This is a genomic window from Staphylococcus xylosus (assembly GCF_002732165.1).
In the GTDB taxonomy this organism is placed as follows: Bacteria; Bacillota; Bacilli; order Staphylococcales; family Staphylococcaceae; genus Staphylococcus; species Staphylococcus xylosus.
The window spans coordinates 106405-130040 of record NZ_MRZO01000004.1 but is presented as its reverse complement, the minus strand read 5'-3'; the positions used below and the strand labels follow the sequence as shown (position 1 = coordinate 130040).

The window sequence follows — 23636 nt, the reverse complement described above, 5'->3', positions numbered from 1 at the left end:
GCAATAACTTTAATGTTATAAAATAAAACCTTAAATTAAATCCGTATCTGTTTTATTACTCAACATATTCCATCATTAGATTTATAAATGACTCTACCTGGGGCAACTGTGTCATACTTGAATCGTAGCTTAAAAACGTAGAACGTATGAGCGATTTATTATCGATATCCACGCGTTTGAATTCGAATAATTCGCGATCTATATGTTTCATCATAATCTCTGGTAATATTGTTACACCAACACCATTTAATAACATTTCTTTACAAGTTGCCACTTGATCTACTGTAATCATTGCGTGGTAATCTTGGCCAATTTGACTTCCATACCATTCTTTTATTTGATTAATATAAATTGGGTCTGCTTGGAATTCGATAAAAGGCATTGTTTCAAGTTCATCATTCCTATTTTTAGGATAAATGAAGTAGTGCTCGTCATTAAAAAGGTGTGTATTACTTAAATTCATAATCTTATTACCACGGATAATCATGACATGATAATCTCTATGATTCGCTTTAATTTGTTCGCTTGAACCAACTTGAACTTGAATTTCTACATTAGGAAATTGTCTTGTATATAAATTTAATACTTCAGGTAACAATGTTTGGCCAATTAAAGATGAACAACCGATAGATATGGTTCCATTGACTTCACCAATATGCGCTTGCATTTTATCTAAAAACAAACGCTCTCTATTGAGCATTTCTCTAGCGTGTTCAATTATCATTGTACCTTCCGTCGTCGTAATCAATTGTTTCTTAGTTCGGATAAAAACGTTGACGCCAAAAGCATTTTCAATCGCTTTAAGCCTTTGCGTAACTGCAGGTTGTGAAATATAGAGAATTTCAGCTGCTTTTCTCAGTGTTTTTGTTTCATCCAAAGTAGTTAACAAGCGATAATCGTCAATCTTCATAATTATCCCCCTATTTTTATAAGCCACTGTTAATTATCGTATAATAACTCTCATTTTTATTTGTGTAGATTACATGTAATTCTAAGTTTTTTGTTATACATGCAATATTTACTATAACACGTTTATTTATATACTTATATGCCTTTTCAATACCTGAATTTCGGTAGTTCGTATCGTTTAACATTTCATACTAACTGCGATTCAAATACATACCATATAGGTTAGCTCTTTTCATGATTTGAAGACTTTTGTTGCTCTGATTTATGCGTAGAAGTATGTCTATGATGTTTATCATTTGGGTGTTGTTTGGATTTATGAGTATTGTGTTTGTGCCCTTTCGGCTTATGTTTACTATGATTCTGTCCCTTTGCTTTCTGTTTAATTTTATGATAACAATACATAATTTTGTCTTGCATAGTTGGAAAATCAGCATCGATTTTTATCATGAGCTGATGCGCGATTACATATGCTTCATGATATTGTTTCTTAGAAATTTGTCCTGTATCTAATGCACGTTGTAAATCATCTTCATCAACAAGTTCATAAGACCCATTTGGTAATACAAGCACATCTAAACACAAATCAATCGTACGTGCATTTCCTTTCTGTGTAACATTCTTTAAATTGATATCAAAATAATATTCTAATGGGTTGCCCTTGTCATCTAACATCACTGTAATACTATAACGTTTTTTCTCAGGTAAGATTTGTAACCATTGATAGTTGTCATCAGCAACAATAATGTTTTGTCCAACAACTGATACCTCTAATGGCTCACGAACTTTTTTCATAGTGACTAAACCAATAATACCTTTAAACTTATTATTGTTCACTTTGACCTCTGTGTATTCTCTATCAATGATGCGACGCCAGTGACGCTTATCAATATATTTTACTTTCACTGTCACCAACTCCTTGTCATTATTATATAAAACTGTTTCTCCCATGTCATCTCATGAATTATATCGATGTCTTTTATTTTTACCTTCAAAATTTGATTAGTATTATTGTACTATATTTCATAGTGTAAAAGCGAAATTGACAATTCCCCAGAAGTCTGTTAAATTTTATCTATATTTTTCAGAAAATTCCATAAATAAAGGAGCCTTACCATGACAGTTATCCATAGACCATTTAGAGCAGATCATGTTGGTAGTTTATTACGACCAGATCGCTTAAAAGAAGCACGACAAGACTATAAAAATAAAGTAATAGACGCACAAACACTAAAAGCTATTGAAGATGAAGAAATTGAACATATTATCGAAAAACAATTAGAAGTAGGGTTACATAGTATTACAGATGGAGAATTTCGTAGAAGTTGGTGGCATTTCGACTTCTTAGAGAACTTAGATGGTGTTCAAGGCTATACATCAGAACACGGTTTAGAATTCGAAGGTGTCGAAACTAGAAATCATAATGTGAAGATTGTAGACAAGGTTGCATTTAACCCTAACCATCCCCATTTTGAACATTTCCAATTCTTACATGAAAAAGTAAACGGCCGAGGGACATCAAAAGTCTCTATTCCTAGCCCTAACCAACTTTTCCATCCAAACATTTTAAATGAAACAATATATCCAGATATTGAAGCATATTCACATGATGTTGCCAAAGCCTATCATGATAGTCTATTAAAATTTTATGAACTAGGTGCGCGTTACATCCAATTAGATGACGTTTATTGGGCAAATCTAACATCAGGAACTCAAAAAACACGTGGACGTGATCGTTCTGAAGCTGAAAAAGAAAATGCACGACAACTTGCATTACGCGTCGTCAATGAAGCAGTACAAGGATTACCCGAAGATTTACTTATTACAACACACGTTTGTCGAGGTAACTACCAGTCTACTTGGGCAATTTCAGGTGGTTACGAACCAGTAGCTCCTTATTTATTCCAGGAAAATTTAGGCGGATTTTTCTTAGAGTATGACGATGATCGCTCTGGAGACTTTGAGCCATTACGCTATTTCCCAAAAGATAAATCAGCAGCAGTATTAGGATTATTCACTTCAAAAACTGGTGAACTTGAGGATAAAAACGCTATACTCAAGCGCATTGAAGAAGCCCAACAATATGTGGATTTAGATCAAATTTGTTTAAGTCCTCAATGTGGATTTGCTTCTACTGAAGAAGGTAATAAACTTACGGAAGATGCACAATGGAAAAAACTTGCTTATGTAGTAGAAATCGCAAGAGAAGTATTTGGAACTGCAAAATAACATACAGTAGCATCAACGATTTGAGAGCCCGAGACATTTGTGTCTCGGGCTCTCAAATCTTTTATAGAATTTAATGTTTGTTTGCTTCAATAGCTTCAGAAGATAATGCATAACGCATATTAATATCTTCTAAGTTAGGATATTGTTCGTTCAACCAACTTTGGCTCAATAATTCAAAATGTTCAAACTCAAATGCAGGTTGACACATACATCCAACAAGCGCGTAATCATTTTGCCTTTCAACTGATGATGCGAATATGGTTCCTTTAGGTACTACATACTGTAATACGTCACCCGCTTCTATATTCTTCCCTAAAGATACTTGTTCGTATCTACCATCAGGGTGAATCATATGAATCGTTAGTGAATCACCATCATGATAATACCAAATTTCATCTGCATCTATACGATGAAAATGTGAAATATTGTCATGCGTTAATAAGAAATAAATACTAGAATACTGCGCTCTTTGTCTTGCATTGTCTGTAGTACCTTTAATTACTTCTTTATAATAACCACCTTCTGGGTGTGGTTGCAGTTGTAATTGTGAAATCCAAGATTGTATATGTTGATTCATATTATTTCAAATCCACGTTATGAAATACATTTTGCACATCATCTAAGTCTTCTAATACTTCAATAAGTGTTTCAAATTGTTTTTGGTCTTCTTCTGATAATTCAATATCAGATTGGGGTAACATTTCAAATTCCGCAACTTTAAATGTATCAATACCTATTTCTCTTAACGCATCTTGTACTTGAGCAAATTGGTCTGGTTCAGCATATACAATAGTTAAGCCATTCTCATCAATCACATCTCTGACATCCACATCTTTTTCCATTAATGCTTCTAATGTATCGTCTACCGATTTGCCTTCAAAACCAAATACAGCTGTATATTCAAACATATAAGCGACTGATCCTGATACGCCCATATTCCCTCCATTTTTACCAAAAGCTGCACGTACATCTGAAGCCGTTCTATTTACATTGTCTGTCAAAGCATCAACGATAATCATTGAGCCATTTGGACCAAAACCTTCATATCTTAATTCATCATAACTTTCTTCACCAGAGCCCTTAGCTTTTTCAATTGCTTTCTCAATAATGTGGTTCGGAACTGAATAAGTTTTGGCACGCTCTAATGTTAAACGTAAAGCTTGATTGGCATGCGGATCAGGTTCACCTGATTTAGCTGCTACATATATTTCTTTACCAAACTTCGCATAAATTTTACTTGTATTTTTATCTTTTTGGGCCTTTTTTTCTTTAATGTTATTCCACTTACGTCCCATGATTTCATCTCGCTTTCTCGATTACTACATTTATTAATATGATATATTATACAATATTTTTGCTTTAGAATATAGATTTACGCACATCAGTTGAATCCAAGTCCTCTTCAAACTACAAAAACTACAGATACTTACCATATAAAGTAAATACCTGTAGTTTTTATTTTATTATTTATTTAGCCTATTAAAGTACACTATTATTTACTTAACATATCCTTCAATATCATCTAATAAAATTTTATAGTTTTGTGCATTGTCATTATTCATAAATAAATATACTTTACGCTCATCTTCAGTTGAACGTATTTTGCTCACTCTATCCTGATCAATCAATCTACGAATCGATGCAAGCACCTTAGTTCTACTTAACTCAAGTTCAGTAGTTGCAATTTTTAGAAATGGCTGCATTAACATATTATTTTCACTACAATTTTGTTCTATCAATTCTAAAATTGCAACGTCATTCATAGTCAATTTGTAGTTTGATTCAATGTAGTGCATTAAACTTTTATATTTTTTGTAAATATTTAAAAATTGCTCTTTTTTGTCTTTATTCACTGTTGTCACACCTCCAAATGCTAGTAAACAATACAATACAATTATCCATAAATTACAAGTCTATGTCCTTATTAATTATAATTATAGATTTGTCAAAATTACGAATAACGATAAATTGTATTTTGCTACGCATAATTTTAAAAGAGGTGAACTATAAAATTTTTTTATTTTTTATAAATATCAATAATGTGAACCGTATTATAATTTAAATCAATGGTCAAATGCGCTTCTTTAAAATCATGTTGCATAACACTAAAATGCGGTTTATTATAGTCATCGATTTTACTAATCAATTCATCTGACCACGTATGCTCAATTCTTAAAGCTGGCGGAATAATACCATTTATATTTCCAAATGTGCTATTTATTTTTTCATAAAAAATTATATAAGGACATCTCATAGCCTTATCTTTAAAATTTAAATGTATTTGTATATTTTGCGGTTCGCTCTCTGCAGTTTCACTTTCCACTATACGCCAATCATTTACAAAAATTGAAATTTTCTCTGGTTGATTCACAATTGTATAGTATTCAAAATCTTTCACTTCATATCTCATTTTCTCCATTATTCTTTCATACATATTACCTAGAACGGAGCGGAATCCTTTTTGATCATATAAATATAATGCAATTTTCTCACCTTGTTGCTGGAATAAATCTATCCCCACTCCTGTAAAATATTCACGCATCTGTTTGAACATGCCCATAAGTAATGGGGGACTTTCAATAATCTCCATATTATCGTCATTCAATAAGTAATTATTATGAACATTTAAAAGAAAATATGCTCTTTCTTCTAATTCCATATCGTTCATAATCTTTTTAATATTACTAAACTTAAACACTTGTTTTGTAAGCAAGTCTTCATGATCTTCGCTCAAATAGGGAGATGTCAATTTATGATTATCTATAAAGAAATAATCAAACCCTATACGTTTCATCTGCTTCTCCATCAATTTAAAACATTCAGGATTATTGAATAAATGCGTAATATCAATTCCAAACTTTACATATTCTCTATACTGTTGAATTTTAATAATATTACGATAAATTTCCTTGATAGACATACTTTTAACATTAAAGATGTAACTCACTGAATGCATATGTTTATCTGATAATCCTGGATGTGCTTGTAAATAAGCTTGATATTGGCTATATATTTGGTCGATATATATATTAACATCGTCACTACTTTTAATTTGAAATGCAAGGTCCACATTTGCGTGATAAACAAAATTAATGAAGCCATATGATTCGTCCATAAATGTTTCCTGTAACTTTTTCGGATCTATCATGCAGTAAACAATCACTTTTTGTGTACCTTCAAATAAATAACTCATACTTTTATTCGCAAACAAATTGTGAAACTCTTCTATACTATGAATTTGAATTACAATAGTATCGTTAGTAAATTCATTAGTATGTTGCAGATCAATACAAATATAATTATTCTGAACATTGAGTTTGTTAAGTCGTTTAGCTATTATATTCTGAATTTCAGCGATTGTACTCATGTTATAATCTTCTGCTGTAAAAGGAAATGACTTATCCAATTTTGAAAGTAGACGATAGTCCTTAGGTGAATAGCCAAAATAGTGTTTAAATTTTTTACTATAGATAGCAGAACTGCTAAATCCATAGTAATCGGACACCTCACTTATCGTAGATTTTCCTTTTAGCAAACTAGATATCGATGTTGAAAGTTTTAAAGTATCTATATACGTTTTAAAGCTCATCCCCAACGTATTATAAAATTGAGTCGATATATTTGATTGAGAAATGAAAAGTTTATTGGCAATTTCTTTTAACGTTAATTTCTTATCTAAATGGTTATTAACATAATCTAGCATTTCGCCGGTAATACCATAAAATGAATAGTCTGTTTGTTGTTTCAAATATTTTATGTCGACTTTTGCTTCAGAAGCAATAATGTCGACAATATTATTCATGTAAGACTCAAATAACGCTTCGGTCAAAGTTTGATTTAATTGATGTTGCGCTAAGCTAAGTATAGATTGGAATAACGCATTGGAAGATCGTATTAAATTAGATGTATATTGATACGCAAAAAAATCATAGCCACGATCATAAAACCAATCACTCGCAATATACAACTTAATCGCTTGTTCATTTCTTTTTATTGTAAAAATTTCAGAGTTATTGATTATAAACAAATCATTTTCTACTTCTATATTTGTTATAAAATGTTGTATTTCTGTAATCCCTTTTAATGGGAATATTAGTAATAAGCCGTCAGCTACGCGTTTCGCAGGATAATTATCCATAGAAATAATATTTAAGCACTGCGCTTTCATAATTTAACCTCTTTCAAATATTGTCATACGCTATGCATTAAAATGTCACTCTATCATAAAAGCTAAAGTTGGCACTTTATATCTTAATTAATAAAATAAGTATTTTTTGTCTTTAGATAATTTTGTATAAAACAAATAATTTTGTCAACTTTTTTCATTAATTAAACTCAATTTTAAAATTTTAGCATTGTATTTTTTTGAAAATTAAAAAGGTCGTTCTATTAAAGCCTTTCATTAGATAAAAAATCACCTTCAAAAACTCTCAATTCATAAGGTGTTTTGAAGGTGTCTTCATTATATTAGATTTTAAATTTTATTATTTTCTAAACTTAGTTGCAAGCCTTAACACATACTTGATAATGTGCAATAGATTCACAAATAAATTAAAGCCCATTTCTCTTGGAGAGAACTGTCCCCGCTTCATACGATTGAAATCGTATAGTGTATAGAGTAGAAATAGTAATAACCCTACTACAGTTATAATTGTATGGAAGATTGGATTTTGTATAAACATACCAATCAAACTTGCTATAATAAGCGCAACTAAAGTAACAAATAAATATTTTCCCATACTAGCTGCATTTCCAATTAAGAAATAGCCAATAATACCAAAAACAATAAATGCTGAAATTGCTAAAATGATATTTTTGAAGAAAACTTCCGGCCCTAAATTCTGTAAATATGCAGTGAATGTTGCATAAGATAATAACCCTACAACAATTGCGTAAATATGAGAGATTACTATGCCATATTTACGTGCACGATTAAAGATAACTGTAATCAATACTAAGGCAAGAAGGACAAATGAGAGTGGTTTCCTCCATTCCATAGGTAAGAATTGTCCAAAATAGCAACCAATACCAAAAATAATCCAGTAATACATAAAGAATAGCCATACTTTACTATATGCATGCGATTGTGATTTAGATTGGTTTTTAGACTGCTTTTGTTGCTTATTTACATGTTGTGTTGATTCCGCCAATTTATTCACTCCTTCTCAATTATAGAACTATTTATAAAAATAATATGCGTTTAATCATAACATTTATAGGATATATGTATAGCATGTAAATTTTCACAATGTCCTACGATAGTAATTATTAATACTTTAATGTTCACTGTTTCATTGATTAGCAAACATGATGAATGTATTTTCTAACAATTTTAATGTTAATATCACTATTTTTGCTAATAGTTAATGTTACATTTCAAATAAAATTAATTACAAGTGAAATGTAACACATACTTATAAATCCCTATACTAAGGTATTTGTCAAACAATCCTCAGTGGATAACTAAATGTTAATAATATTACAACTTTATAACAACGTACACAAAGCAAATGATTTTTGTTAGTATGAAACGTGAATTGAGATTTAAAAAAACTAACGACATGTATTTATTTTAATAATCACTGTTAGACATAGGCATTGAAGGAGGAGTTTTTTTGAAAAAGTTAGCATTTGCAGTAACAGCTGCTTCAGGTGCAGCAGCATTCATAGCAAATAATGAAGCTGATGCATCAACACAGCATACAGTAAAATCTGGCGAGTCACTATGGTCAATTTCACAGCAATACGGTGTTTCAATTGATGAAATTAAACAAAATAATAACATTAACAATAACATTGTATTCCCAGGACAAGTCATTGAAATTGGTGGAAGTGGTTCTCAGGGACAAGAATCATCTTCAAACGCTACTTCAGGTGGATCAACTCACACTGTACAATCTGGTGAGTCTTTAAATATCATCGCAAATAAATATGGCGTCTCAGTTGAAGAAATTGTTTCAGCCAATAATTTAAATGGTTATATTATCTATCCTAATCAAACTTTAACAATCCCTGGTGCAACAGGAACTGGTGGTGCTGGCGGTAGCTCAACAGAAACACCAAGCACGAACACGGGTGATTCATCAGCGAGTGATGCTAACCTATACGATTGGGGACAATGTACTTGGCACGTGTTTAATCGTAGAGCAGAAACTGGTCAACCAATTAGTACTTATTGGTGGAATGCAGATCACTGGGCAAACAATGCCGCTGCAGATGGTTATACAGTAAATAATTCACCAAGTGCTGGTTCAATCATGCAAAACTATGAAGGACCTATTGGGCACGTTGCTTACGTAGAACAAGTAAATCCAGATGGTAGTATTCTAATTTCAGAAATGAATTATAATACGCCTCCAGGTACTGTTGATTATCGTACTATCCCTGCATCACAAGCTTCAAGTTATAATTACATTCATTAATTATAACTTATTACGCTAATAGAAATGATGAACGTAGTAAAATAAATCAAATAATAGCCTGAGACTTAAATGTCTCAGGCTATTATTTTATGCTCATGAACTATTGCTTTGTCGTTTGACCACTCTATATTTAAATACAAAAGTCAAAAAGAAATCTAATTTATTTAAAAGTTTCCATTGTTTACACTTAGGCTAATATTGATAAAGTTAAAGAGTTATTTGAGCTAATGCTCAAACATAAGCTACACTAATTCAATATATTAATTACTAAAACTAGAGTCCTTGTGTCATTACTACTAACTCATTTAAATTAAAAAATATGACTTTAAAACTACTATTATACAATAATTACGGCTGAGACAATTCAATTGTCCCAGCCGCTCTTCGATTGCTTTATCTTAAATTATAAGAAAAAATTAATAATGTAATAAATTAGTGCTGCAACTATTGCAGAAATAGGTAATGTAATAACCCATGTAACAATCATACGTTGCGCTGTGTTCCATTTAACACCTTTAATACGGTTAGAAGATCCTACACCTAATATAGATGAAGAAACGACATGCGTTGTAGATAGCGGGAAATGTAATGATGATGCTACAAATATAGTTAATGCAGATGATAAATCTGCTGCTGCACCATTAGCTGGTCGTATTTTCATAATATTACCACCAACTGTTTTAATAATTTTCCAACCACCGACAGCAGTACCTAATCCCATCGCAGTAGCACAGGAAATTTTAACCCATAGCTGTGGTTCTACGCTAGAACCAGTTTGAATACCTGCAACAATTAAAGCTAATGTAATAATCCCCATTGATTTTTGTGCGTCATTCGTACCGTGTGAGAACGATTGTAAAGACGCTGTGAAAATCTGGAAGAATCTAAAATTACGGTTAGTTTTTGTAAGGTTTGCATTTTTAAATACTATTTTCACAATGGAGTACATTATAAACCCTACACAGAATGCAATGACTGGTGATAAAAGTAATACGATTATAATTTTTGTAAAACCTTGATAATGTAATACGGCAAATGAACCTTGTGAAGCAATTGCCGCACCAGCGATAGAACCTATCAATGCATGAGAAGATGAACTTGGTATACCATAATACCAAGTTAATAAATTCCAGAAAATTGCAGCGATAATAGCTGCTAATACTACAACTAGACCATTTTCTAATTTAAATGGGTCTACGATATCTTTAGTTATTGTTCCTGCAACCCCAGTGAACGTTAAAGCACCGATAAAATTCATGACAGATGCCAAAAGTATAGCCGTTCTAGGAGTTAAGGCACGTGTTGAAACAGCAGTAGCAACAGCATTGGCTGTATCATGGAAACCATTGATAAAGTCAAATATAAGTGAAAAAATAACAATAGCTACTGTGATGATCAAAATATATTCCATAAGTTAGGACTCCTTAGCTATTTTTCATTATTATAGTTTCAAAGTTATTTGCTACGGCTTGACATTTATCTGCAATTTCTTCTAAACTTTCATATATTTCTTTTATTTTAATTAATGTGATTGGGTCTGTTTCACTGTTAAAGATATGCTTAATTGATTGACGTAAAATACCATCACAGTTTGTTTCAAATTCTTTAATATTAATAGAATGAATACGCATGTGAGATAATTTTTTATCTACTAATAATCCAACAGCTAATTTCATTTCTGCTATAGCTTTTTGAATATTATCTACAAATTCAGCCATATATTCATCAGTATATTCAATAGAATACATTTCAAACATACCTGAAGTTTCTTCAATTGCGTCTAAAACGTCATCAATTGCATTACATAAAGAGAGGATATCCTCACGTTCAATTGGTGTAATAAAAGTTTGGTTTAAGTCTGAAATCACTTGATGCATTAATTCATCACCGTGGGACTCATATGTTTTAATATTATCTGAGTATGCTTTCAAATCTAAGTGTGTATTAAAATCCATTTTTCCAAATTCAATTGCTGCTCTATCTAAATTGAACACCATTTCTTCTAGTTTCACCATGAACTTATCTTTTTTCTTGTTAAACATCCAAAAAATCCTCCATTTACAGCGATTGTTCCCAATCACCTTCAATAAATTTAAAAAATTTAAATACCTATGTCTAAGATAAATTAAGATTCACAAGATTTACAATTCACTCATTTTTTTGAATCATTTTACTATTGTTAAAATTGTGTAAACGAGTATTTGCTTCTATTGGTTAAAAAATCTCATAAATGTTGATTTATCCTTATTTGAAAATAGCACAAAATTTACAATCCTACAATTGCATTTACAAATTCTTAATATTACATTTTCGTAAAATTAACAAAATTTTACTACTTTTATTATTATAAACCGTAGTTGTATATTTAGGAATTGTAAGCTATCAGATTGAATTAATTTTAATAACTACTTCATATTAAACTCACCTTAAATATGATTGCATATTTATTATTTGTATTCAACAACTTTTTTCACTAATTTGCAAATATTTTTATAAATAATTTTAAATACACATCTTGCGAGCATACAAATTTTCAGAACAAAAAGAACCCAAGAAACAAATAATCTTCTCAGGTTCTAAACACGTACTGGCTAACATAATTTATAATGCCTATACTCTTATTATAGTTTTGCATTTACTTAGTATTTTATAAATTTTCGGATATTCTTGATATCAATTCATTTTGCATAGGGAAAGTGAATTTCATAGATGTTCCTACTTTCGGTTCTGAAGAAACCGATACATGGACGCCTAATTTTTCTTTCACATGATTGACAAGGTACAAGCCCAGCCCAGAAGCCGATGTTTCATTACGATCGCTAGTGGAAGTAAAACCTTTTTCAAAAATACGTGGTAGATCTTTGGCACTTATCCCTTTACCTTCATCTGTTATTTTAAGAACTGTATGACCTTTTTCGACATAGGCATGAACATGAATTGTACTTTCTTCACTATATTTAACTGAATTTGATAAAATTTGTCTAATCATCATCCGACACCATTTAGTATCTGTGTATACTTTATAATCATCTTCAAAATTCAAATCATAGTCAATACCTTTAGACTGACTAATATATCGAGTAATCTGTATTTCTTCAATTACAAGACGTTTCAGCGCGACATGTTCAAAATACATATCTTTATTTTGTGACTCTAGGCGAGTTAAGAACAACTGTCTATCTAACATGTCATTTATTCGTGTCCATTCATATAAAAGCGCGTTTTTTCTAGTCATGTCTTGTTCTTTTTCTATTAATAGTTTCATTGCTGTTACAGGAGTTTTAATATCATGTACAAAATCTGTTAATGATGCTTCAGTAGATTGAATTTGCTTTTGCTGACGTGTAACTAATGATTTTTGGTCTGTAATTTGACCGTATAAATATTTAACCATTTCTTGCTGTAAAGGCGTATCCGCCAATGATTTATGTTTTAATGCTTCAGGTTCTATATTTTCATCTAAATGCTTAAAAAATTTGATTTCCTTCAAAAACGTGAATGATAAAAACAAGATAGAAATACCTAGATTTAAAATAATAATATAATATGTACTCCCTACACTAATATCATAATCTAAATAAGCAATAAGCAAAGTGATAAAGTTTAAGAAAACAAACCATAATATCCAATATATTCGCGACCTTAAAAAGATATAAATCCATTTAAAGTTATCCATGCGCCATATACCCTTTACCTATTTTCGTTTCAATCGCGTTACTCATATCAATATCTGCTAATTTCTTCCTTAAACGGTTCACATTAACCGTTAAAGTATTGTCACTAACGAATGCCTCATCATCCCATAATGCAGTAATCAATGTGTCTCTCGTAACAATTTGGTCTTGCTTCTTAACTAGCATTTCTAAAATAATCATTTCAGTTTTAGATAAGTAAATTTGCGATTCATCTTTACTAATACTATCTTTAGACAAATCTAGAGTTGCATCTTGCCAAGTAAGAATTCGCTTTTCTTCCAAACTAAATTGATATACCCTTCTATAGATTGCTTGAAGTTTAGCAATTAATATACTCGTGTTAAATGGTTTTTGAACATAATCATCTGCACCCAATTCCATACTCATCACATGATCCATTGGATTATCTCTCGACGATAAGAACAAGATTGGCGTATTAGATATTTCTCTAATCTTTCTAGTCCAGTAAAAACCGTCATATTTAGGTAGTTTCACATCCATAATAACAATAGTAGGATTAACTGCTTCAAATTTAGTCATTACATCATTAAAGTCATCAATGCCATAAATTTTAAAATCCCATTGTTCTAATTCTTCACTTAATTCTTTAAACAATGTCATATCATCTTCTACTAATAAAATATCCACTTCATCACCACTTTATCTATTTAGTATATTTTATATCTTCTCCAGATTGAATTCTTCCATTAAAGTGCTTAATTCGGCAATCTATTTCAAATCCTCTCATCATTAGGCCTTGGAATGGTGACTGGATTAAATAATACACCGGCCAAACGAGTTTAGGTATATAATCATATAAATGTACTACTACAGTTTGTGTATCTTTGAGTCTACGAAATTCTAACTTACCTTGTTTCAATACATTAGGTTTAACTAATGTACCACCCACTAATTGTAATGAAATGATATCATCTTCTATTTGCATTTTATGAAAAACAAGAACAGGTTTAGCCTTGTCTTTAAGATATATTACATAGTCCTCTTCTTCTTTGTAAGTATGCAATAATGTGCCTTTAGTTTCATTCAACCATTTAAAATAGTATTCAACCAACTGTTCTAGTGTCCAATTCATAGGAAGTTGCATGCTTAGGGCGCTACGTACATCATCGTATTTAGAAGATTGAAGTTCTACCGACACATGCGGACGCGATACAGTTGTTTCTGTCTTTTCGACAAAGACACCATATGACGACAAGCGTTGGATGGTTTCATAATCAAATCTGCTTCCACTAATATAAATAATTTTACTTATGCCATTTTTAGCAGCTGCCCGACCAAAGTTATCTGCAGCGATTAAATTCAAATCTCTTGCTGTGGCTTGTGTTAATTTTGCAGAATGCTTAGTTGGATCTAAATAATAAATGGCTATATCCATATCTTCCATAGCTGATAACACATCCATATAATTATAAATATCTTTCTTTAACCATGTCACTTCTTTAAAGTCTTCTTCTTTAGGATATTTTGATAATGTATATAAATTAGCGTCATTTTTTATATGTTGAATTAAATTTTTTCCTATATATCCTGTGACACCTGCTAATAAAATGTTAGGTTTCATAATCATACTTCCTTTGTATTAGTTTAGCTCAACATAAATATATCCTAGTAATATCACGCTAATGATGTTAAGTTATACTATAACTAAGCATTAGGAAAATAGAAATAAGGAGTGGACACACATGGTTCATCAAATACGTGAAATCGGTATCAATGATGTAGATCCATTTGTTAAATTATTAACGACAATTTATGATGAATCTGATTATTTAATATACAATCCAGGGGAATACGCACCCTCTAATAACGATGCGCTTTCAAACCTAGAGCACTATATTACATCGCCTTTCAATGCCATTTATATCGCTGAAAATAACGGCGAACTCGTCGGCTTTGCAATCGTAACGACAGAAAATTTTGAACGCACACGTCATGAAGCTCATTTTTCAATGGGCGTCATTAGACACTACAGAGAAAAGGGCCTCGGCCAATCTTTGATTAATTCTGTAGATGCATGGTGCTTAAATCATAACATTCGTCGTATAGAAGCAACAGTCGTACCCGAAAATACTACAGCTGTTGAATTATTTAAAACTGCGGGCTATCAAATTGAAGGTGAACTTCGTGATAAATTATACATTGACGGTAAATATTACAACAAATATGTAATGGCAAAGTTATTATTTTAATCTACCTCTAAGTATAATATTTAAACATGTCACACTTATAGTTTAATTGTAAATGAACAAAGACCCAAATAACAATATTGTTATATAATCATTTAGACGTTGAATGTCAAAATATTTATACCGTGTTATAGGCATTAATAGTTGACCTTACTCAACTTCTTGCTGCGATTTAAAAAAAGAAGAGGGGGACTGAAATCATATTTCCAATAATGATTTCAGTCTCCCTCTTCTTTTCTTTATAAGTAGGATAATCTCAATTTTTGAAATTAGTAATTATACTATATGTGTTAAGTTCACTCTCATATTTATACTATAGTAATCTAAAATTACTATTACTATATCAATAAGATGCAAATAACCGCCTGTATTTCCCTATAATCTAATAAGGATTTAATTCAACTCCATTAGGATTCGTCGTTTCTTCACTAAGATTTGTTTCAACGCCAGATGAACTTGTATTTCTACTTAAAAATCTTAGAACATCTTTCATGTTTTGTTGTGATTCTGGTAAATCCATGTGGAATTGGTATTGATGTCTTAAATTATGAGAACCATCATAAAATAATTTGTCCACTGGAATATCCATAGATTTCAGCTTTTTATAAAATGATATATTTTGACTATAGAATGGATCAGCGTCACCTACAGATAAAAACGTTGGCGGGTAATCTTTAGTAACCTGATTTATCGTAGACATTTCACTAATATATTTAAATTGCTGTTCCCAGTCTCGTTTTCCAGTATAACTTTCCATAAAAAGTTGTATCCTTGGAAACTCAGTAGCTTTTACTGTTTTCATATCATAAAAACCACCGAAAAATATTGCTGCCTTCAATTGATCTGCTTCAAATTGTTGTTTAAATGACATATCTTCTCGTAATGATTTATTTGTTTGAATGGCCGTGTATTGGCTAGATAATTGTGCCCCCGCAGAGTCGCCTCCAAAAATCACTTGATCAAAGTCCATCGGCAATTCATGCTTATTACGCTTTATGAATTTTACAGCTTGATCAATTTGGTGTAGCTGCGTTGGATATTTATTATCTGGTGCAAGTGCATAATTAATATTCACAACAATATAGCCTTGCTCAGCGATTTTCGATAATAGTGGGTTCTTATATTGTTTATCTCCCGCTATAAAGCCACCACCATGCATCCAAAAAATGACAGGTAACTTATTATCTGAATCTAATTCAGTAGGTGTTAGTATATCTAACCTACTATTAGGCATACCAGTACCATAGGTTATATTTGTAAATGCATTTACATTTTTATTGTTAATCTGTACTTTTTCTTTAATTTCTTGTGAATGTTGACGGTCATACTGTTGTTTTAATAACAGAGCAGTCACGATTGCTACTACAATAACAATACTTAAAGTAATTATCGTCCATTTGTATTTTTTCTTCATGCATTACCTTTCCTTTCGAAATGCATTGTACCATAATTAACCATTGCACAGTAGTGTTTATAAATTGTCGAAATTATTAAAAACTCAGCTTGCACAATTTGTACAAGCTGAGACTTTATTTCTTATTTTAATACCATGAATAATTTATGCTATGAACTTTTTGTTTTGACGTTTTCTACTATAGTATTTAATCAACACGCCGATTACAACTACAAGTCCAACAATACCCATTATTGGGTATAAGAAGTTAATCAATCCTGCAAAGCCTACGAAACTTAGACCATAAGCTACAACCATTATAACTATGATAAATATATGATATTTTTTACTATATGGTTCTGTAAATCTGGCAGCAAATGAATACATTAAACCAAGAATTGTATTATACATAACAGCCAACATAATAACTGATAGTACAAGCGCAATCCAAGGGCTTATTTCATTTGCTAATGTCAGCATAGGAATATCAGCATTCTCAATTTTTGGGAACTCAGACTGTAATGCAAAGTTAATCAGTGCTAATAATATTGTATAAACAATACCGCCAAATAATGCCCCAGCTCCGGACACTCTACGTCTAGAAGCATCACCGCCGATTGCTACAATCGTACTAAAGCCTACTGCGAATGCAAGTCCACCATAATTAATTCCTTTTAATATACCTAACCATAAGCTAGCTTCTGGTACAGTTTCATTTACTTTATCTATCGAAATACTACCATTAAAAAGGTAATACCCAGCAATAATTACAACCAAAACAATTAAGAATGGTGTAACAATGCCTAATGCTCTAACGATTTTATTAAAATCCATCAATAATGTAATATAAATTGCAATAACCATAATCAATGCGCCTAGCCATGTTGGCACATCAAAGCTCTCTTGAAATGTTGACCCTGCTCCAGCAATCATTGTAACTGAAATGCCAAACAAGAAAAAGATAAGCAAATAGTCTACAAATTTACTGAACTTATCACCAAACAAGTAGTCTAAAGTTGACTCATGGTTTTGCGCATCAAACGCAGTACCAATCTTTGCAACTTGTCGACCTATAAAGCCTAATATTAAACCAGAAAGTATAACCCCAATATATGACCATAGGCCATATGGTGAGAAAAATTGCATAACTTCCTGTCCTGTTGAAAAGCCAGCACCTACAACGATACCGACATAAGCGAAACCAATTTTTATAGCTTCTTTATTCAACCCCATGTTATTTTAACCTCCTCATAGTTAACACATTGCATTATTATAACTTACTGATTATTTTTTGCAACTGCACAATATAAAATTTTACACTTCTAATTGCTCTCAATAATACTCAATAAGTTAAATATCATTTTTTAATCATTCATTATATTCTTTAAATATAACAAATATTAATAAAAATACTGCATATTTACAGTTATTACAATTTAATTTTTGCAATTTTATACATTACTAAAAGCATGCTTTAACAATGCATAAAATTACAAAAATTAAAATAAAAAAGAATCAAAATAGATACACCTTTTAACATGTATATTTCGATTCTTCAATAAATCACTTTAATGTGTTATTTTGTCAAGTTCTAATAATATGATTACTCAACTATGATAATTTTGTTATTAGTGTGCGTTTTTAAAACGATTAAGTTCATTAAAGTCAACAACTACGTTATCCATACGTTTTGCTGTTTCTTTCAGTACATTACGCGCAACACTGTTAGTTGGGTCCAATTTAAGTATTTGGCGAGAAATTTCAAACGCCTTTTTATCAGAAATGACTGGTTCAGGAACTGCATGCAATAATAACATTTGTAACAAACTTTTTACTTCTTTGCCCTCAGTAAGTTTTATGGAAGACTCCGCATGATAATATGCAGAATCTAAAGCACCCTGAAGTTCACTTAATGGATAGACTAATAATAGAAAAGCTAAGTCATGCATTTCTGCAGTTTCTTCTACTTTCATCATATCTAAAATACATGTATAAAACATAATGTTTTCAGCTTCATGTGCGCTTGAAATGTATAATTCTTCAAATTCCATAAAATCTGTTTGGGACATTAAACGTTTGACTGACTCAAATTCGCCGTTTAAGACATGCTTTAATATTAAATCTTTCATGGCAATGTCCTCCTAGATATCCAGATTTCTATTACAATTAATTTTCATTTTACCACAATTCAATTAAATATTCCTATAAAAAAGAAATTTTTTGTTATATTAGTTGAGAGCTTCATTTTAATTTATATTTAACATAGCAAAACAAATAACATTATTTAACCAAACGTTTTATTTAATTCTCCCAAAGTTTGTTCTATGGAACTACCAACTGACAATTGCACAGCTGCAGTAAAACTACCTTCAACAATAGGTGCTTGTACTTTTTCAATACGTTGGTCACCTTCATACATTTCAATTGCTAAATCTAAGTTCATTTCAGCAGACCCTATATCATAAAAGCATAATGCATCATCAGTTAATTCGTTTATTAATTCTTGAATATGGTCATACGATGTACCAATTTTACCATCAACGCCACCTTGGACAATGACGTTAACATCACCGGCCATTTGATTTAATAACGCCTTTGTACCTTCTGCAATTTCTTTACTATGACTAATTATTACTATATTTGTCATTACGAATCATCTCCAATCAACGCATTTAAGATATAAACACTACTTTGGGCTCCAGGGTCAACATGTCCTAAGGAATCTTTTTTAAAATATGCAGCTCTACCTTTAGTTGCTTCGATATCTTTTGTTAAATCTGCGTAGGATTGCAATACATTTCTTGTTAATGGTTCATCATTTTGTACAGCCTGATTTGCACGCTCGATTACATCATACATCGTTTTTTCATTCAATGTTACTTTACCTCTTTGAGCAATTGCCTCTGAAAAAATTGTTAAAAGTGCTTTCAAATTCGAATGATCTATTTCATCTGATACTGCTTGTGACATTTTCACAAAACTAAAACCGTATAAAGGACCGGAAGCACCGCCAATATTAGACATAAGTGTCATACCAGTAGATTTCAATAAACTTTGCATAGAGCTTTCATCAATATTCTCTGGTAACGCTTTGAAACCTCTAACCATATTCACCCCATGGTCACCATCACCGATTGCTCTATCTAATTCTGTTAATAACTCTTCCTTTTCTTCAAATACATCTACTAATTTTAATAATCTTTCTTTTAGTTCAACGACATTCATCTATCTTCCGCTCCTTTCAATAATCACTTTATTTTTAATGGAAATACGCACTTTCTGTTGTATCAGTTAGTGCAACTAACAATTCTTCTGAAGATGGTACAAATGTTAATGATAAACCTTGCATATCTAATGCCGTCATGTAATCTCCAACAAGCCAATGAGTAATCGATTTACTTTTTTGTTCTAAATTTTCACCGACATATTTTGCAGCAATATTAAGTTCTGACAAAGGTGTTGCTCCCATGCCATTGACCATTACAATGAGCTCATCTGAGTCAACTTCTTTAAGTAAAACTTGAATTAATTGATCTACAATTTGATCTACAGGTTTAACCTTTTCTCTAGACAATCCCTTTTCACCATGTATACCCACACCAATTTCCATATTTTCCTCTTCTATATCAAATCCATATTGTCCAGTAGTGGGAACCATAGGTGCTGTTAACGCCATGCCAATGCTCTTTATTTTAGGTAATAAATCTTCTACTTTTTCTTTAATCTCTGCTAATGACAACCCTTTTTCTGCCAAATAGCCAGCATACTTATGAACAATCACTGTACCCGCTACACCTCGACGTTGGATTTCATCTTCCACTGCAACGTCATCTTTTACAACTACAGTTGCTACTTGAATGTCTTCCATTTCCGCCATTTCTTGAGCCATCTCAAAATTCATAACATCCCCGGCATAATTTTTTACTATAAGCAATACACCATCACCATTATCAACAGCTTTTATAGCACTAAGAATCTTATCTGGCGTAGGTGAAGTAAATACTTCTCCACACACTGCAGCATCCAACATACCTTTGGCAACATAACCCGCATGAGCTGGCTCGTGACCACTTCCACCACCAGAAACTAAAGAAACTCCTTGTTCTTTTCTCTCTTTTCTAACTACGACTGTATCCGAAATAATTTCTATTTGCTTGTTCGTTTTTGAAAGCCCGTCCAACATATCATTCAAAAAATTCGTTTTTTGTTTAATTAGTTTTTTCATAATAACGACCTCCTATTTAACCTATTCATTTATAGTATACCCCACACACAAATGCAAACGCTAACATATGAGTGCTAATTTCATTTGTGCGTGAAAAATTGAAATATAACTCATATTTTCTAAAATCACTTGATATTATAAATACTTTAATAACAAAGATGAGTAATCACAAAAAGCACAAGATATAATTATATCTCGTGCTTTCAAAACGTAGACAAATCTTAAGTGATATTTCACCTAATGTTTGTTTATGTATATTTTTATAGTTTCATTTCAAAATAATTGTGGTCTTTCAAAGCAAAGTTGCTTGCTTTAACTTTTAACTATTGATTTATTCAATATAATAAGCACGACCACTGTTTAATTTATATATTATAATCTTTTCAGTCTAATATCGGCAGTGACTTAGGACGCCTCCTACGGAAAGACCCCTAGCCGAAGACTACAGTCTAATACAGCGCTCGTGGAAATCGTGTATAAAAAAACTGTCAACAAAGTCAAGGGCTTTGTCGACAGTCTGAAAACACGAGATAAGCAAATTATACTGATTTCGTTTTATACATTAAGTATAAGAAATAAGGCGCGCCTATTATAGCAACTACAATTCCTGCTGGAACACCTGATGGTTGTAGTATAACCTGTCCGATAGTATCTGCTAGTACAAGTAAAAAAGCACCTATTAGTATTGAAATCGGTAAGAATAATTGATGTCTTGGGCCAACAATTGACTTAGCAATATGTGGTCCTAACAATCCAATAAATCCAATCGCACCCGCTACAGATACAGCGGCTGATGATAGCACAACTGCAACTAATAATAAGACAATACGTTCGCGACCTATCTTCACACCGACGCCTTGAGCAATATACTGATGTGTATTCAATAAATTTAGGACGTTCGCTTTGAATAATAAGAATGGTATTAATACGATAACCCAAGGCAAAAAGGCTATTACAAACGCCCATTCATCACCCCAAATATTACCAGCAAGCCAAGAAGCTATAAATTCTGATTGGTCTTCGTCAAAAGTGGACATTAGTGTTAATGACCCACCACTAAGTGCAGTAGACATCCCCACACCGACAAGTACCATACTCGCTGGAGTAATACCTTCTCCTTTATTATAACTAAATGAGAAAATAATAAGCGCAGTCAAAACGCCACCTATCATACTAATAAATGGTAAAACATACACAAAATTACTCGCATCTACTTGCCCTACTACTATAAACAAGGCTATTACAAAGCCACTTCCGGCATTAATACCTAATATACCCGGCTCCGCCAGTGGATTTTTCGTTACACTTTGTATGACCGCACCACTCATGGCTAAAGCAGCACCAGCTAGTATTGTAATAATCATACGTGGTAATCTAAATTCCATCAATATCAGCGTGTCGGTATATTCACCCTGGCCAATTAACGTCTTAAAAAATGCTTCGACAGACATTTTATATTCTCCAGAAGTAATGCTCCATACACACGCTAGCAAGACTAGGACCGAGAGAATAATCATCGTAAGCCACTGTTTATATCTTAACTTTGGATCTATCATGAGAAGCGACCTCCTCTTTTAACTAAGTACAAGAAGTAAGGTACACCAATAAAGGAAATGATAGCTCCTACTGGTGCTTCTCCTAACATACGCGCAACCGTATCTGCTACTAGCAATAGCAAACCACCTACTACAGCAGTTAAAGGGATCACTCTAGCATAGTCCGTACCCACTAAGTATCTTACTATATGTGGTACCATCAGCCCGACAAATGCAATTTGACCAACCATTGCAACTGCAATACCAGCCAAAACCATAGATAATATCAGTGAAATAGCTCGTGTAAACGCAACGTTTTGACCTAGACCTTTGGCTAATGTTTCACCTAAATTTAAAATTGTTAATTGCTTACTCATTGAAATGATAATAACGAGGGCTATGATGATAAACGGCGCTGCCCATATCAATTGATTCCAAGTTGTACCAGATACGCCACCAGCACTCCAAAAAGTTAAACTTTGATTTAATCTAAATAATAACGCAACACCCTGACTTAATGCGGTTAATAATGCACTGACAGCCGCACCGGCCAAAATAATTCTCATAGGATTGAAGCCGTCACTTCTGGATCGTCCAATCATTAAAACAATAAAGCCACCCATCAACGCACCTATAAACCCAGCAAAAATCATCACTAGGAATGGTGCCGTAGGATAAAATGCAAACGTAAGCGCTAGCATAAATGATGCACCAGAGTTCAACCCTATAAGACTCGGGTCAGCCAAACCATTTTTAGTCACGCCTTGAATAACAGCGCCAGAAGTACCCAACGCAACGCCTACTAATATGGCACCAATATCTCTTGGAATACGAATCTCACTGATAATATTATGCTGTTGATTTTTAGAATCATAATTAAACACTGCTTCAAAAATAGTGCTTAAATGAATTTTGGCATCCCCAAACAATATTGAAATGATGAGTACGCCGATTAATAATAATACAGCTATTACAAAAGTTGCTGTAAAACTTAACTTCCCTTTTCTCTTAGTAGTCATAATTT

The 23636-nt window shown here is 32.1% G+C and carries 23 protein-coding genes; 3 read left to right on the top strand and 20 right to left on the bottom strand.

The genetic code is table 11. The features are described from left to right. Positions 1-55 precede the first annotated feature (55 nt). Both BTM19_RS07535 and BTM19_RS07530 read right to left on the bottom strand, forming a co-directional pair. The gene (locus BTM19_RS07535; RefSeq protein ID WP_029377753.1) at positions 56-910 is read right to left on the bottom strand and encodes a LysR family transcriptional regulator; all 855 of its coding nucleotides are present in this window, start codon (positions 908-910) and stop codon (positions 56-58) included. A gap of 221 nt (positions 911-1131) precedes the next feature. Next, a complete protein-coding gene (locus BTM19_RS07530; RefSeq protein WP_029377754.1) occupies positions 1132-1812 on the bottom strand; it encodes a ribonuclease FAU-1 family protein in 681 nt (226 codons plus the stop codon). Positions 1813-2022: 210 nt separating this feature from the next. On the opposite strand from BTM19_RS07530, the gene BTM19_RS07525 reads away from it, so the two are divergent. Then, complete coding sequence (locus BTM19_RS07525) at positions 2023-3135, top strand: 5-methyltetrahydropteroyltriglutamate--homocysteine S-methyltransferase (RefSeq protein ID WP_038678101.1); 1113 nt, start codon at positions 2023-2025, stop codon at positions 3133-3135. Positions 3136-3205: 70 nt separating this feature from the next. Here BTM19_RS07525 and BTM19_RS07520 read toward each other — a convergent pair whose 3' ends face one another. The 5 genes from BTM19_RS07520 to BTM19_RS07500 form a co-directional block, all read right to left on the bottom strand. After that, on the bottom strand, positions 3206-3712 hold the full coding sequence (locus tag BTM19_RS07520) for a cupin domain-containing protein (protein ID WP_029377756.1): 507 nt from the start codon (positions 3710-3712) through the stop codon (positions 3206-3208). Between the two features lies 1 nt (position 3713). Continuing rightward, entirely contained in the window at positions 3714-4430 is a 717-nt protein-coding gene (locus BTM19_RS07515; protein ID WP_029377757.1) for a YebC/PmpR family DNA-binding transcriptional regulator, read from the bottom strand. A gap of 201 nt (positions 4431-4631) precedes the next feature. Then, positions 4632-4988, bottom strand: coding sequence for a transcriptional regulator, SarA/Rot family (locus BTM19_RS07510; protein WP_029377758.1), 357 nt, complete (start codon positions 4986-4988; stop codon positions 4632-4634). 164 nt (positions 4989-5152) lie between these two features. Then, positions 5153-7303 (bottom strand): AraC family transcriptional regulator, encoded by a 2151-nt coding sequence (locus BTM19_RS07505; protein WP_038678097.1) that lies wholly within the window; start codon positions 7301-7303, stop codon positions 5153-5155. Between the two features lie 316 nt (positions 7304-7619). Beyond that, positions 7620-8285, bottom strand: a complete 666-nt coding sequence (locus BTM19_RS07500; protein WP_029377760.1) for a Bax inhibitor-1/YccA family protein — start codon at positions 8283-8285, stop codon at positions 7620-7622. Positions 8286-8750: 465 nt separating this feature from the next. On the opposite strand from BTM19_RS07500, the gene BTM19_RS07495 reads away from it, so the two are divergent. Next, the gene (locus tag BTM19_RS07495) at positions 8751-9557 is read left to right on the top strand and encodes a LysM peptidoglycan-binding domain-containing protein (RefSeq protein ID WP_029377761.1); all 807 of its coding nucleotides are present in this window, start codon (positions 8751-8753) and stop codon (positions 9555-9557) included. Positions 9558-9960: 403 nt separating this feature from the next. On the opposite strand, the gene BTM19_RS07490 is transcribed toward BTM19_RS07495, so the two are convergent. The 5 genes from BTM19_RS07490 to BTM19_RS07470 all read right to left on the bottom strand — a co-directional run bounded on the left by BTM19_RS07490 (position 9961) and on the right by BTM19_RS07470 (position 14834). Continuing rightward, a complete protein-coding gene (locus BTM19_RS07490) occupies positions 9961-10968 on the bottom strand; it encodes an inorganic phosphate transporter (RefSeq protein ID WP_029377762.1) in 1008 nt (335 codons plus the stop codon). Positions 10969-10981: 13 nt separating this feature from the next. Beyond that, on the bottom strand, positions 10982-11599 hold the full coding sequence (locus BTM19_RS07485) for a DUF47 domain-containing protein (RefSeq protein WP_017722596.1): 618 nt from the start codon (positions 11597-11599) through the stop codon (positions 10982-10984). A gap of 605 nt (positions 11600-12204) precedes the next feature. Then, positions 12205-13233, bottom strand: a complete 1029-nt coding sequence (locus BTM19_RS07480) for a sensor histidine kinase (RefSeq protein WP_029377763.1) — start codon at positions 13231-13233, stop codon at positions 12205-12207. Then, positions 13226-13900: a response regulator transcription factor gene (locus BTM19_RS07475; RefSeq protein WP_029377764.1), complete on the bottom strand. Its 675-nt coding sequence runs from the start codon at positions 13898-13900 to the stop codon at positions 13226-13228. The genes BTM19_RS07480 and BTM19_RS07475 overlap by 8 nt, the downstream gene beginning before the upstream one ends. Before the next feature lie 16 nt (positions 13901-13916). Beyond that, positions 13917-14834, bottom strand: coding sequence for an NAD-dependent epimerase/dehydratase family protein (locus tag BTM19_RS07470; protein ID WP_029377765.1), 918 nt, complete (start codon positions 14832-14834; stop codon positions 13917-13919). A gap of 121 nt (positions 14835-14955) precedes the next feature. On the opposite strand from BTM19_RS07470, the gene BTM19_RS07465 reads away from it, so the two are divergent. Beyond that, positions 14956-15462 (top strand): GNAT family N-acetyltransferase, encoded by a 507-nt coding sequence (locus tag BTM19_RS07465; RefSeq protein ID WP_029377766.1) that lies wholly within the window; start codon positions 14956-14958, stop codon positions 15460-15462. Positions 15463-15841: 379 nt separating this feature from the next. On the opposite strand, the gene BTM19_RS07460 is transcribed toward BTM19_RS07465, so the two are convergent. The 8 genes from BTM19_RS07460 to BTM19_RS07425 form a co-directional block, all read right to left on the bottom strand. After that, positions 15842-16873, bottom strand: a complete 1032-nt coding sequence (locus BTM19_RS07460; protein WP_029377767.1) for an alpha/beta hydrolase — start codon at positions 16871-16873, stop codon at positions 15842-15844. 144 nt (positions 16874-17017) lie between these two features. Continuing rightward, the gene (locus BTM19_RS07455; protein ID WP_029377768.1) at positions 17018-18085 is read right to left on the bottom strand and encodes a YkvI family membrane protein; all 1068 of its coding nucleotides are present in this window, start codon (positions 18083-18085) and stop codon (positions 17018-17020) included. 395 nt (positions 18086-18480) lie between these two features. Next, a complete protein-coding gene (locus BTM19_RS07450; RefSeq protein WP_029377769.1) occupies positions 18481-18981 on the bottom strand; it encodes a hypothetical protein in 501 nt (166 codons plus the stop codon). Positions 18982-19136: 155 nt separating this feature from the next. Beyond that, entirely contained in the window at positions 19137-19499 is a 363-nt protein-coding gene (dhaM, locus tag BTM19_RS07445) for a dihydroxyacetone kinase phosphoryl donor subunit DhaM (RefSeq protein WP_029377770.1), read from the bottom strand. Beyond that, positions 19499-20077: a dihydroxyacetone kinase subunit DhaL gene (gene dhaL / locus BTM19_RS07440; protein ID WP_038678094.1), complete on the bottom strand. Its 579-nt coding sequence runs from the start codon at positions 20075-20077 to the stop codon at positions 19499-19501. Before dhaL ends, dhaM begins: the two co-directional genes overlap by 1 nt. Before the next feature lie 34 nt (positions 20078-20111). Further along, on the bottom strand, positions 20112-21077 hold the full coding sequence (gene dhaK, locus BTM19_RS07435) for a dihydroxyacetone kinase subunit DhaK (protein ID WP_069796718.1): 966 nt from the start codon (positions 21075-21077) through the stop codon (positions 20112-20114). A gap of 539 nt (positions 21078-21616) precedes the next feature. Continuing rightward, a complete protein-coding gene (locus BTM19_RS07430; RefSeq protein WP_029377773.1) occupies positions 21617-22633 on the bottom strand; it encodes a FecCD family ABC transporter permease in 1017 nt (338 codons plus the stop codon). After that, positions 22630-23631, bottom strand: a complete 1002-nt coding sequence (locus BTM19_RS07425; RefSeq protein ID WP_029377774.1) for a FecCD family ABC transporter permease — start codon at positions 23629-23631, stop codon at positions 22630-22632. Before BTM19_RS07425 ends, BTM19_RS07430 begins: the two co-directional genes overlap by 4 nt. Positions 23632-23636 lie beyond the last annotated feature (5 nt).